Annotated in this window: 9 protein-coding genes and 1 pseudogene; all 10 read left to right on the top strand. The window is 63.7% G+C overall.

Translation table 11 applies throughout. From position 1 onward, the window contains the following. Positions 1-267: 267 nt before the first annotated feature. The 10 genes and pseudogenes from Q7I88_RS00150 (at position 268) to Q7I88_RS00105 (ending at position 13,461) form a co-directional block, all read left to right on the top strand. On the top strand, positions 268-2,100 hold the full coding sequence (locus Q7I88_RS00150) for a recombinase family protein (protein WP_305097022.1): 1,833 nt from the start codon (positions 268-270) through the stop codon (positions 2,098-2,100). A gap of 347 nt (positions 2,101-2,447) precedes the next feature. Further along, the gene (gene cap2-3 / locus Q7I88_RS00145) at positions 2,448-4,037 is read left to right on the top strand and encodes an anti-phage 6A-MBL system cap2_3 protein (protein ID WP_500786076.1); all 1,590 of its coding nucleotides are present in this window, start codon (positions 2,448-2,450) and stop codon (positions 4,035-4,037) included. Continuing rightward, a pseudogene (locus Q7I88_RS16515) lies at positions 4,024-4,740 on the top strand (patatin-like phospholipase family protein); the annotation flags it as partial. The gene cap2-3 and the pseudogene Q7I88_RS16515, both read left to right, overlap by 14 nt. Before the next feature lie 235 nt (positions 4,741-4,975). Beyond that, positions 4,976-5,248, top strand: a complete 273-nt coding sequence (locus tag Q7I88_RS00135; RefSeq protein WP_305097019.1) for a hypothetical protein — start codon at positions 4,976-4,978, stop codon at positions 5,246-5,248. Next, positions 5,235-6,074 carry a ComEC/Rec2 family competence protein gene (locus tag Q7I88_RS00130; RefSeq protein ID WP_305097018.1) on the top strand — a complete coding sequence of 280 codons (840 nt, stop codon included), beginning with the start codon at positions 5,235-5,237 and terminating at the stop codon, positions 6,072-6,074. The genes Q7I88_RS00135 and Q7I88_RS00130 overlap by 14 nt, the downstream gene beginning before the upstream one ends. A gap of 102 nt (positions 6,075-6,176) precedes the next feature. Further along, the gene (locus Q7I88_RS00125) at positions 6,177-6,971 is read left to right on the top strand and encodes an ArdC family protein (RefSeq protein WP_305097017.1); all 795 of its coding nucleotides are present in this window, start codon (positions 6,177-6,179) and stop codon (positions 6,969-6,971) included. A gap of 157 nt (positions 6,972-7,128) precedes the next feature. After that, the gene (locus Q7I88_RS00120) at positions 7,129-8,478 is read left to right on the top strand and encodes a tyrosine-type recombinase/integrase (RefSeq protein ID WP_039577820.1); all 1,350 of its coding nucleotides are present in this window, start codon (positions 7,129-7,131) and stop codon (positions 8,476-8,478) included. Further along, positions 8,475-10,262, top strand: coding sequence for a hypothetical protein (locus Q7I88_RS00115; RefSeq protein WP_205499360.1), 1,788 nt, complete (start codon positions 8,475-8,477; stop codon positions 10,260-10,262). The genes Q7I88_RS00120 and Q7I88_RS00115 overlap by 4 nt, the downstream gene beginning before the upstream one ends. After that, positions 10,259-12,436: an integrase gene (locus Q7I88_RS00110; protein ID WP_305097016.1), complete on the top strand. Its 2,178-nt coding sequence runs from the start codon at positions 10,259-10,261 to the stop codon at positions 12,434-12,436. Before Q7I88_RS00115 ends, Q7I88_RS00110 begins: the two co-directional genes overlap by 4 nt. 155 nt (positions 12,437-12,591) lie before the next feature. Continuing rightward, positions 12,592-13,461: an ArdC family protein gene (locus tag Q7I88_RS00105; RefSeq protein WP_017184391.1), complete on the top strand. Its 870-nt coding sequence runs from the start codon at positions 12,592-12,594 to the stop codon at positions 13,459-13,461. Positions 13,462-13,463 lie beyond the last annotated feature (2 nt).

Raw genomic sequence — 13,463 nt, 5'->3', positions numbered from 1 at the left:
CCTACAGGGACGGACCGCCTTTTCCATGCCAGATACTGGGCTGAAAACTGTCAGTCCGCTTGGTAGTCAGAAAAAGGGAAGAGCGGACATTCCAATGCTGGCAATCGATTGAGGCGGAAGGTCGATCGCCGATCGCTCCAAAAGGATCGGTGAGGAGCGAGACGCCCTCGCTCTTTTCATAGCCGCATAATTCTCCACATCCGGCGCTAAGGCCTTCTCCGCTGATCGCAACGGGGCGATGTTTCGAAGAAATTTCGGAGATTGCCCATGGATATCGAAGCTATCGCACCGTTCAAACGGTGCGCAATTTACACACGCAAAAGCACTAACCAGCGCCTCGAACACGATATCAATTCACTGGTTACGCAGCGCGAAATTAGTAGCGCCTATGTCAAGAGTCAGCAGTACAAGGGATGGGTCGAGCTGCCGAACCGATACGACGATGGTGGCCATTCGGGGAGCGGAATGGATCGCCCTGCGCTCTCGCAGCTCATGCGGGATATCGAAGCGGGAGAGATCGACGTTGTCGTGGTATACAAGATCGACCGGCTGACCCGGAGCCTCGCCGATTTCGTTCGAATGATCGAAATCTTCGATCGCCGCAACATCGCTCTGGTCTCCATCTCACAGGCTTTCGATACTTCCGACAGCATGGGCCGGATGATCCTCAATGTGCTGCTTACCTTCTCCCAATTCGAACGCGAGCTTATCGCGGAAAGGGTGCGCGACAGCATCCGCACGCGCAAGCGGCACGGGAAGATGCACGGTGGTTTGCCGCCGTTCGGCTATGTTGCCACTCCTGAGGGATTAAGGGTCGACGAGCCAGAAGCTGAGATCGTCCGGTTTATCTTCGACGAGTTTCTGCGGACACGGCGATACACGCGAGTCATGACGGCCGTTCGCGAACGGGGTCTTCACAGCTCGGTCAAGTATTCGCCGCGGGGCAAGCCGCGCGGGGGAACGCCGATATCACCTAGTACAGTCTACGGCATCGTTCAGAACCCCATGTATGTGGGCGAAATCCGAGGACACGATCGCACCTATCCCGGCGAGCACGAGCCGCTCATATCGCGAGAAGTCTGGGAGGAGGCGCAGGCGATCTGTAATGAGCGCAAGAAGCGTAAGCCGAACAATCGCGATACTGACCACTTCCTCGCAGGCCTGCTTTGGGACGATCTCGGACGCCATATGCGGCTCGACCTGAAATGGCATTGGGGCAAGTTCTACAAGACCTACGTCTCGAGCAACGCCATCTGGTCGCAGAAGCTGTTTCTTCGGCAGTACCGTTCGAGCGCCGACGAGCTCGATGCGGTGGTCCTGGCGGCTGTCGCAGAATTCCTGTGCGATCGGATCGCGCTCAGAAAGGCCCTCAAAGGGCTGGGTATGTTCGGCGAAGATTTGGAGACATTGGCTGCCAAAGGACAAGCGGCCTCCGACCGACTGATGGCGACCGCGAAACCGGATCTGAACGAGCTATTCAAGGCGATCGCGCATCGCGTGGAGCTTGGCGAGAATCAGGTCTCAATCGAGTTTCGTATGCTGGAGGTGCGTCGTTATCTCGAGTGGAAAAGCGAAATGAGTTTCCGCGGACGTCCATCGAACTGGTCGTGCAGCGATGCCCGCTACGATCATGCTGTCGCCGTAAGGGCAGTGACTGCGGAGCGCTGGCCATCCCTGCATATCAACCCGCGACAAGCTTCGTGCACGGGGACACCCGATAAGAAGCTTGTCGATCTCATTCGCAGCGCCAGAAAAGCGCAAAGTCTCGTCGAAGAGAACCGCGAGCTCGACATCGACGCGCTAGCAAAGATCCAGGGTTGCCGCACGGCGCAGTTCGCACGTCTGGTTCGGCTGAATTATCTAGCTCCGGACATCGTCACCGCGGTTTTCGATGGTACGCAGCCGCCCGGCCTCAACAGGAAAGTGTTGCTGAATTCCAACGTGCCTACCGATTGGGCGGTCCAGCGGAAGCTCTATGGGTTTCCAGTGCCCGAGCGTGCGATCGATCCTCGCAATCTGTTCGGTCGCGGGATGTGGCCGAGCGCCACAAAGTATGGGCCGGAAGCGGTCAATCCGGTTTCGAGAAAACTGACGCGATAGCGGTCATCGGTCAGAGAACTTTCCCCTTCAGCAATTCTAACCAAGCCAAGAAGATCCAGGTGTTCGGCTTGTCATACGGTCAAAACTGTCCTCCTCGGTGTCGCTTCCATGCCCGCTCCAGGATGGAGCAGGGCCGAGATGCAACAGTGTGTAGATCGTGTCATAGCGCTCTGAGACAAAGGTTTCTTCGATGCACGGCTCGTTTAGCCACCCAAGAGCATCATGCTCGGCTTTACCCTTGCCGTTTTCCAGCAGATGCGTTTGAGCGGCCAATGACCTACTTGGCACCTCGACTGGCGGCATGTTCGCGGTTCTAATATAGGCTCCGGTGCGCAGCGCCTTAGGGCTTGCACGGCGCGCTCCACGCGCGGCCGACGACACTCGGCGAGCTCCGGGATCTTCTAGAGCCGATGGGCACAGACATCTCCAAGAAGCTCGGCGATTGGATAGTCGGTCGGATGGCCGGCAATGACGCGATGGCTGTCCTGCTAATCACCATCCCAAAAAAGAGCTCGGCTGAGGCTGAGGTCGAAGCGTTCGAGGTCATAGCCTTCTCGCCAAACGTAAGACTGCACGAGCTCAGCGTGCTAATTGGGCGAGCCGAACGCACTCCAGAAGGTGCATTGGGCGTCCTCCTGGGCGGTGCCGAACCCGATTTGTCAGCGATCAAACTCCATGGCTGGCGAGTCGTCAATCGCATCGATCGCGGCCTCGCGCGACTCTATTCAGGAAACGCCGCCGAACGCGATTTTAAGCTCGTGGGGATTGGTGCCGGCGCGATCGGCTCGCATGTCATGGCGAATACCACCCGGGCCGGGCTTGGTACTTGGACTGTCATCGACGACGACGTGTTGCTGCCGCACAATCTCGTGCGGCAGGTCCAAACCAACGATATGATAGGCTGGCCGAAAGCAGAGACTCAGCGCGCTTTGCTCGATGCCATCCTCGACGAAGACGGCTGCAAAGCCATTATCGCAAACATACTCGATTCCGGCAACGAGCGCGCCGCCATCGATGAGGCGCTCGCAGAAGCCGACCTCACGGTCGATTTCAGCGCTTCTCCGGCAGCGCTTGGCTACCTTGCCGATGCCGAACCCGCAGCGCGGGTTGCCAGCCTCTTTTTCAATCCCGACGGATGCGACCTCGTGCTTCTCGCCGAGGATGGGAATCGCAGCGTACGTATCGACGAGATCGAAGCGCAGTATTTTCTCGCTGCGGGAACCTGTCGCCCCTTGATGAAACATCTCGGCAGTGCTCGTCTCGACATGCTGCGCTATGCGAATGCCTGCCAAGATCTCACTAGGCCCCTGCCTCCCTGGCAGGTTCAGACCCTAAGCGGAATTGCTGCCGGCCAACTGGTCTCAATTCTGTCCGACGCCGATCGGTCGCGGCTCCACCTTTGGAGACTCAATCCGGAAAATGGGTTGGTCTTGCCTTTCAGTGTCACGGTGTCGCAGGTCTCGCGTCATGCGCTGGCGGACTTTCGGGTCTCGGTCTCTCAAAATGCGGTAGCAGCGATGCGAACGCTGAGAGAACGAGCGGCGCCGAACGAAACAGGCGGGGTTCTTCTCGGTTCCTTCGACCTCTCCCGCAGTGTGCTTCACGTCCTAGACGCGCTTCCCGCTCCGCCCGACAGTCGGCAGTCACCGACATACTTCGAGCGCGGCGCGAAGGATCTTAAGCCGCAGGTCGATGCAATCCATCTACGCTCGGCAGGAACCATCCAATATGTCGGCGAATGGCATAGCCATCCAAAGGGCGCGAGCGCCCGACCGAGCGGCGATGACGAAGAAGTATTCGCTTATCTTCAAGCCCATCTCGAGCCAACCGGTTCACCCTACGCCATGTTCATATGCGGTGAAGTCGATACTTGGTTCAGGGTTGGCTGGTCGGGCTGCATAAGCGGCGAAGGGACTATCGACCATGCCGCAGGCTGATCCGACCGTTGGGACCCGACCGGACATCGGCCTTGCGCTTTCAGGCGGTGGGTCCCGGGCAATGGCGTTCCATCTTGGGTGCCTGCGCGCCCTTCATGACGAAGGCTTGCTAGACCAAGTCGCTACGATTTCAGCGGTGTCGGGCGGCAGCGTCCTCGCCGCCCTCTACTGCCAAACGCCGGGGGATTTCGCAACCTTCGAAGCGAAGACTCAACGGCTACTTAAGCGTGGATTCTTGCGCCCAGCCATCTTGCAAGCGGTGTCATCTTTCGAGGGATTGAAGGCGCTCGCGAATTTTGCAGCGGTTGGCACTGATCGTCTGTTGGCATTCGTTGTGTGCCGCGTGCTTGGAGGTCTCCGGCTTCGCAAGCGGTTCAAAAGCAGTTGGTTGGCGCAATCTTCGATCCGCCGGAGCGCCAGCCGTACGACAATATTGCGGAAGGTGTTCAGCCAGGTTTTCGCTCATCAGACTTTGCCGAGCCTGCGGAAGGATCGACCGAAGCTCATCATCGTCGCTTGCGAGCTTCAGACCAAATCGGCGTTCTACTTCGCGGCCGATGCCGTCGGATCGTGGCACTTCGGCTCTACAGCGCCCGAAGACATGGAGATCGCGCACGCGGTCTCAGCGTCGGCCGCCTATCCGGCGGCGCTACCGCCGCTCGACGAAGTGCTCACGTTCACCAAGAACGATGTCGCCGAATGCCACCGAGTGATCCTCACGGACGGGGGCGTGTATGACAACCTCGCCCTCGCGCCGCTTTGGCCCGGGCGAGACCCAACCATCAGTCTTCACGTCGCGGACTATCCGCGCATTATCGCGTGCCGCGCTGGGTATGGGCTCAAACACGCCGCGCGCCCTGCATTTATGGTCTCAAGGCTAAAAGCCGCTTTCGAAAGTGTTCATGCACGCGCTCAGAACTTCGCCATGAACCGGCTCTATGATCTCCAGCGTGGGGGGGGGGATCGAGACATTCCTTCTCCCCTATATCGATCAGAAGGACAGCCTGCTCACTCACGCCCCGGCCGATCTCGTCACCGCGGAGGACGTTGCAGATTATCCGACCGACTTTTCAGCCATGCCCGAGGAATGGATCGACCGTCTCTCCAAACGCGGTGAACAAGTAACCCGGGCACTGGTCAAGCAATACTGGTCGTCGCGCGAACAGGCAGTCGGCGATCCCGTCAGGAACAGCAGCGGTGGCGACCCTTGAAATCTTCAACGTCGCGCATGGCCAATGTTCGTTGATCTCAAGCGACTCCGGCGCGCACATGTCGATCGACTGTGGGCACAATGGAGGTACGGGTTGGCGACCTTCTGAAATGTTGGCTCGTCGTGGAGTCCGTTGGCTCGACGAACTTGTAATTACCAACTGCGACGAAGACCATGCTAGCGATTTACCTCGGCTGCTGGAGACCGTCGACATTGGCTGCCTCACCCGCAACCCAACAGTCTCGGGCAACGAACTCTACCGATTAAAGGCATCTGGGGGCATGGGCGCCGGCATCGCAGCGCTCGCCGACATGACAATGCATTTCAACCAGCCAGCGGGTTCACTTGCCGCCTTCGATGGGATGACATGCAGGATATTCTGGAACAGTTATCCTTACGATTTCGAAGACGAGAACAACCTCAGCCTGGTGCTGATGATGCGCTGGCCGAGCCGGCTAGGCATACCGGGCTTCTCGATATTGTACGGCGGTGACATGGAGAGGGAAGGTTGGCCGCGCCTTCTTGATCGATCTGACTTTCGCCGAGAAATGCACGACATTAACGTCTTTGTGGCGTCGCACCACGGTCGCTACAATGGGTACTGTCCCGAGTTGTTCGAATGGACCGGTCTACAACCAGACATCTTTGTGGTCTCGGACTGCGGTATCCAGCACGCAACGCAAGAAACCATCGCGCTATATCGGCACCGTGCACGCGGCATCGAACACAACGGGACGCTGCGCCGCGTCATCACCACTCGACGAGATGGCTGGATACGCTTTCATATTTCCGACGGACGAGCGCGCCTGCTGACCTCGAGCACATAGCGGCATGCTCTCAGCGGCAGCTTTTGGGACCCGATGCGTTCAAGCAGAACGGCAGAAAATAGGGCGCATAGCCGTCGCCTTTAAAAGAGAGAGGAGGGAGCTTTGCACTTCCTGAACCGGGACATGTCCGTCCCGGCGATCAGGAGACCTTCCATGACTAAGTCCCGCCGCACTGCATCGACTTCGCCTGCCGCGCGCATCACCGCCGCCATCATCGAAAAACTCGAGCAAGGCACCAAACCTTGGGTCAAGCCGTGGCGCGGCGTGCCGGCTTCGCGGCCCTTGCGTTCCTGCGGGACGCCCTATCGCGGCATGAACACCTTCTGGCTTTGGATGGTGGCCGATGGCTTTGGCTACGCCTCGCCCTACTGGATGACCTACCACCAGTGCCAGAAGCTCGGCGGCCAGGTCCGCAAGGGTGAGAAATCGACCATCGCGATCTTCTACAAGAGCTACACCAAGGAAGTCGAAAACGCCGAAGGCGAAGCGGATACCGAGAACCGGCGTGTGCTCAAGGCCTATGCCGTGTTCAACGCCGACCAGTGCGATGGCCTCCCTGAATTCCACCATCCCAAGCCATTGGTTGCCGCGCTGGAGCCCAAAGGGCGCGAAGACCGGCTTGATGCCTTCTTCGGCAAGGTGGGCGTAGAGCTGCGCCATCATGGCGCGCAGGCCTATTACGAGCCGCTGCGCGACCGGGTCACCATGCCGTCGGTCGAGCTTTTTGAAGCCTATGACCACTACTACGCGACACTCGCGCACGAGCTGTCGCACTGGACCGGACATTCCTCGCGGCTCGATCGCGATCTTAAGAACCGCTTTGGCAGTGAGGCCTATGCCGCCGAGGAACTCATCGCCTTATCTGGACAGTCTGCGCCGCCCGCAACATTGCAGTAAGGTCGGCGATGGACGCCCACGGTAGGCAGTTATCAGGCTGGCCGTAGCGCTGACCCAAGAGCTGGCGGAGGCCAGCCTGATAACTGCCGGGCCATAGGGCGCATCGGTGTGAGGTCAGCTTCCGGGTGGGGGGTCCGGGGGGGAGGGTTTCGTGCCGGTGTCGATCATTACCGTTTGCGAGCGCCGCGACGCCAGGGGGCTCGACGCGCATGTGCCGCTGATCCTGCGGGGAGACGCTCTCTATGATCCCGATCTCGACCGCTTCTTTGTCGACCTGCCGCTAGCGGGGATCCGCTCGCGCCATTCGCTGCGCGCCTACGCCTATGACGTTGCGGTGTGGCTTCGCTTCCTCGATGCCTGCGGCACGACGATATGGGACGCGGCCCGCGACGATGTGACCGCCTATCACCGCGCGCGGCGGCGCGGCGACGCCGCCCAGCGGATCAGCGCGGCAAGCTGGAACCGGGCAGTCGCCAGCCTCGATCGCCTCTACCGCTGGGGTAAGAGCCAAGGGCTGATTGCCGAAGCGCCGTTCAGTCGGCGCGCTATATGGCGACCGGCGCATGGGGGGCGTCGGGGCATGATCGCCGCGCGCAACGACGCCTATGAACGCACTGCCAAGCGATCGGATGTGCGGTTCGTCACGATGGACGACTACCGCATTTTCCGCGACGTCGGTCTGCGCGGCCTCGCCCTTGACGGTACGGAACGCCCCGGCGCTCGCGATCGCAACGGGCTGCGCAACGCGCTGTTCGCCGATCTTCTCGTCACAACCGGCCTGCGTCTCGAAGAGGCGTCGGGCCTGCTCGCCGATGAGCTTGCGGCCATCGATCACGACCACGATCAGGCTCAGCAGCTTTGGCTGCGCCTGCCGCCGCCGCTCACCAAGGGCGACCGCGGACGCAGCGTCCTGGTCCCGCGCCGGCTCCTTCGTCAGATCACCGCCTATGTCGCCGTCGAGCGCGCCGCGGGCGTGACCAAGTTCGCCGCGCGCGACGGTGCGGCCAGGTTCGAGCGACCGATCCACGTCACCCGCGCCGGTCTCGACCGCATGCGCGATGTCTGCACCCCGGAGGAACGATGCCGCCTGATCCTGTGCGACGAGGATGGAACGCCCCGCGAGCCGGTGGCGCTATGGCTGACCGAGGTCGGGCAGCCTGTCCGCCCCAACTCGTGGGAGGTGATCTTCACCCGGGCCTGCAAGCGGTGCGAGGAGAACGGCTTCCCGCTGTCGATCAGCCCGCACCAGCTTCGCCACACCTTCGCAGTCCATATGCTCGCTCTGCTGATCCAGCAGCGACTGCGCGAGGCCGCACTGCCGGTGGGGCCGGTGGAGACCTATCGGCTGATCCTGGGCGACCCGCTGCAACAGGTGCAACGCCTGCTCGGCCACGCGAGCCTCGCCACCACCTATGTCTATCTCGACCATATCGCGACCCGCGCCGATACGGTGGATGCGGCCGTCGAGGAGCTGCTGGCGCTGTTGCCGGGACCGCAGGGCGCATGAGCGAGCGTCCCCGCAAGGGCCGGCCTGTCGCCTTCGCGCCCATCACGCCGGAGCGACCGCAGCCCGATCCGGTGTTCGGCCTCAAGTTCACCATCGAGGCGCGGCATGGCGGGACGGTCCTGGTCGATATGACCGCGCTCGATCCTCGCCCGCTCGCCATCGCCTTTGCCGGTGCGCTGCGTCGGTCGGCCGCGCTCGGGGGACCGATCGGTGCGGCCAGCGTCATCAAGCAGTATGTCCAGGTCTATCGTCACTTCTTCGCCTGGCTTGCCGACGAAGGACTGAAGGTGGTTGGCGTCAGCGACCTGCGCGCGGTCCATATCGATGGTTTCGCATCCGCGCTCGAACGGCGTGGGATGGGCGCGATCCACCGTCACATGACGGTCAGCAAGATCATCAACACACTGCGCGCGATCGAAGCAGACCGGCCCGATCGGATCGCACCCGAGCTGCATGAGCGGCTGCGCTACACGCTGGCCACTTCGGCGGGCCGCTCGACCCCGCGCGATGCCTACAGCCCCTTCGTCGCCCGCGCGCTGCGCGACGCGGCGCGAGCCGATGTCGAAGCGATGTTCCGCCGTCTCGGCGCCGACGATCGGACCGACGAGGGTGATCCGGCCATCACCGCCGCCCGCGCCGATGTCGAAGCGATCATCGCGCGGCAGGGCTTTATCGTCGCAGACCAGCCCGAGCTGAAGAGCCTTTATTTCATGCGCATGCGCCGCAACCTGCCAACCGCGACGCTCATCGACGACCTGCATGGCCGGCATCATCTGCTCGCGCGCGACCTGCCGGCGCTGCTCGTGCTGCTCACGCTTGAGACGGGCCTTGAGCCCGAGTGCCTGAAGACGCTGACCGTAGACTGTCTCGCCAATGCCCATGCCGGCACGGTGGAGCTGCGCTATCTGAAGCGCCGGGCTCGCGGCGCCGAGCACAAGAGCATGCGCATCCGCGACGGCGGTGGCGGCACGCCGGGCGGGCTGATCCGCCGCCTGATCGACGCCACGGCGGCTGCCCGCGAGCACCTGCCCGGCGATTGCCTGTGGGCCTATCACAACGTCGGCGGCCTTCGCGCCGGCATAGTCGACCTCAAGTATCCGCTCCCCGCCTGGGCTCGCCGCTGTGGCATTGTCGACGATAACGGCAAGCCGCTGCATCTGCTGCTTTCCCGGCTGCGCAAGACCCACAAGGCGCTGTGGTACACCAAGACCGAGGGGCACATGGCCCGCTTCGCGGTCGGTCACACGCGCGAGGTCGCGGCGCGCCATTATGCCGACCTGCCGTCGCTCCGGCCCCTGCACGAGGCGGCCGTCGCCGATGCCTTTCGCGAGGCGGTCGCCGCCGCGATGCCGACCGTCCTCGCGCCCACGGCCGAGCAGGCGCTGCGCGAAGCGCCCGAGCAGGCGGCGCCGTTGATGTCGGCCGATACGGTGGGGCCGTTGCTCGACGGCGAACAGGATGTCTGGCTCGCCGCCTGCTCGGGCTTCCATAGCAGCCCCTTCTCCGAGGCCGGCTCACCCTGCGCGCAGCCCTTCTGGGGCTGCCTCGATTGCCCCAACGCCGTCATCACCGCGCGCAAGCTTCCCGCGATCCTCGCCTTCCTCGCGTTCGTCGAAGAGCAGCGACCGAGCCTCCCGGCGAGCGACTGGGCGGCCAAGTTCGGCCGCGTCCATTCCCGCATCACGACCCAGGTCCTGCCGGTCTTCTCCGATGCCGTTATCGCCGATGCGCGCTGGCAGATGGAGAGCGAGCGGCTCTATCTGCCGCCGGAAGCACGCGCATGATCACGCCCGCCCATGCCCGCGCACCCGCGTTCGACGATCGGCCCGTGCTGGCCACTGCGCCGCTCAAGGCGGGCCACGCCCGCGAAGAGCTGTCGCGGGTCGGCGACTCAAGCTGGGATCTCGGTCCCGCCGTGTTCCGCGAGAACGCGCGGCGCTGCCATGTCACCGTGCATTTCGACGTGCTCGAACATGCCGATGTGCAGGCGGCGATGCGTGCCTATCTCTACGCCCGCCTCAACGTCGATCTTCCCGGCTACCGCCCGAAGCTGCCGCCGGCGAGCATCCGCCAGGCATTCAACCGCGCACGCCGGTTCTTCGCCTTCGCGCGCCTGACGCTTGGAGGGCTCGACCTTGGCCGCATCGATCAGGCGCTGGCCGATGCCTATGCCAGGCATCTTCGCCACGATTCTGCCCGGCGACCCGTCATAGTCGGCCACCTCCTCGAAGTGGTCTCCGATCTCTATCACTATCGTGACCGCCTCGCTGGCGGAGGCCTCGCGTTTGAGCCCTGGGCCGGACAGGCACCCGCCCGCGTCGCAGGCTATCGGCACGTCGTTGAGAACCGTACCCCGCGGTTTCCGGAAGATGTCATCGCCGCACTGCTCGCCTGGTCATTGCGCTACGTCACCGTCTTCGCGCACGATATTCTATCGGCTCGGGCCGCGCTGGATCGGCTCGAGGCGCGCCGCGCCCGGCTGCTTGCCGCCGAGCGCGGACTGCCTGGCGTAGAGCGCCGCCTGCGGCAGCGCGCGCGCCTCGAGCGCCATATCGCGCGTCGAGCCCGGCAAGGCCGCGGCGTGCCGATCTGGACGACCGCGCATAACGGCGTCACGCGCACCGATCCCCGCACCGGAGAAGCGACGCCGCCGATCAACGTCCATCTTCTCCATCTTCATGCCGGTGTCGATGCTGAGGCGGAACCGGCCATGCATTTCGGACTCGCCAAGGGCGTCTCCGCCCTGATCGAAGCCGCTGCCGCCGACCTGGGCGTCGAAGTGGGCGGCATGGACACGCCGATCTCGATTGATCCCGATAGCGGTCGGCCATGGCGCGCACGCTTCGATGCGAAGACGCTCGCACAAGAGGAACGGATGCTTCAGGCGGCCGCCTATATAGTGTGCGCTTACCTCACCGGCATGCGCGACTGCGAGGTGCAGGCGATGCGGCGGGGGTGCCTCTCGATCGCGCGCAGCGAGGATGGCCTGGTCGAGCGGCATCGCATTCGATCGACCATCTACAAGCGTCGGTCGACCATGGGCGAGGCGGCGAGCTGGGTGACGATCGAGCCGGTCGCAGACGCGATAGCGGTGCTTGAACGCCTGTCGGCAAGACCGACGCGCGCCAGCGGCAGCGATCCGCTCTGGCCGGTGCTACGCCCCGGCGCCGCCACCAAGACGCATCTGTCGAGCGAGGTGGTCCGCCAACTCAACGCCTTCCGCGACCACCTCAACGCTGCCTTCGGCAGCCCTGATGTGCCGGTCATCCCGTCCGGACCCGGTGGCAAGCCGTGGCGCATAACGACGCGGCAGTTCCGCCGCACCATCGCATGGCACATCGCCAACCGTCCGTTCGGCACCATCGCCGGCATGATCCAGTATAAGCACGCCTCGGTCGCCGCTTTCGAGGGCTATGCCGGAACCAGCGCATCGGGGTTTCGCGCCGAGGTCGAGGCGCAGCGCCGGCTCGGTCAGCAGGGCGACCTGCTGGACTATTTCGACCGGCGGCAGGGCGGTGCCTCACTCGCGGGGCCGGCGGGACCACGCATCGCGCGGACGCTCGACGATGCGGCCGTGCAGCTCGGGCCCTTGCCCGCCATGATCGCCGACCGCTCCCGGCTACGTGTCATGCTCGCCAGCGTCGCGCGAACCCTCCATGTCGGCCTCCTCGCGGATTGCTTCTTCGATCCCGCCACCGCGCTCTGCCTCAAGCGCGTGACCACCCCCGATCCCAAGCAGCCGCTCACGGCGCTGTGCGAGCCGACCCGCTGTCCCAACGCCTGCATCACCGCCCGTCACAGGCCAGCTTGGGAACGCGCGGCCGATGATGCCAGGGCATTGCTGCGCGAACGACGTCTGTCGGATCTTCAACGCCATGCACTCGCCACCGAGATCAACCGGCTCACTACCGTGATCGACGCCATCGGCCCCGCGCCGCCGGAGGCCAACCCCGGCTGACGGCGGAAGCTCTGCGCCGGTCGGCGCGCTGGCGCAACGGCGTTGCCGTCCTCCGCTTCGCTGCGGCCCTACGGGTGCGCAACCGCGCTTGTGCCCGGCGCTAGTCGAGCTCCGCCGCCGGGGATGGCCCCCGACGGGCAAGCGGAGTTCAGATCATGCCAACTCAGGTACGAGCCGACGTCTATACTCGGGTCACCGAGGCGATCCTTGCAGCGATCGAAGCCGGTACGGGCAACTGGCGCATGCCATGGCATCACAGCGGCGCCGATGTCACCCGGCCGACCAACATCGCCAGCGGCAAGCCCTATCGCGGCATCAACACGGTGTCGCTCTGGGCGGCGGCCTATGGCGGCGGCTATGCGAGCGGGGTCTGGGGCACTTATCGTCAGTGGCAGGACCGCGGCGCCCAGGTCCGCAAGGGCGAGCAGGCCAGCCTCGGCGTCCTCTGGAAGGAGATCAGCCGGCGCGACGACGAGCAGGATGACGAAGATGGCGGCAAGGGACGGCGGCTCTTCGCCCGGGCGTTCAGCCTGTTCAACGCCGATCAGGTCGACGGCTACGCGCCCGAGCCCGGGCCGGTCCTGCCCGAGAGCGAGCGCCTTGCGGCCGCCGAGGCCTTCATCGCCGCGCTCGGTATCGACACGGTCTACGGGTCGAGCAGCGCCTATTACCATCTCGGCGAAGACCGCATCTACATGCCGCACTTCGCAACCTTCCGTAGCGCGCATGGATTCTACGGCACCCATATCCACGAGTGTGCCCATGCCAGCGGCGCGGCGCATCGGCTCGACCGGGATTTCAGCGCCAGGTGGACCAAGGACGCGCTCGCGATGGAGGAAGCGACCGCCGAGCTGACCGCCTCGTTCCTGCTTGCCGACCTCGGCATCGCGCACGATCCGCGTCCCGATCATGCCGCCTATATCGCCTCCTGGCTTCAGGTGCTGAAGAACGACAGCCGCGCGATCTTCACTGCGGCCAGCAAGGCGCAGGCGGCGGCCGATTGGATGCACGCCCAGCAGCCGTGACG

The sequence above is a fragment of the Croceibacterium aestuarii genome (genome assembly GCF_030657335.1).
In the GTDB taxonomy this organism is placed as follows: Bacteria; Pseudomonadota; Alphaproteobacteria; order Sphingomonadales; family Sphingomonadaceae; genus Croceibacterium_B; species Croceibacterium_B aestuarii.
The sequence above is the reverse complement of the archived record's forward strand: the minus strand, read 5'-3'. Positions and strand labels throughout refer to the sequence as shown.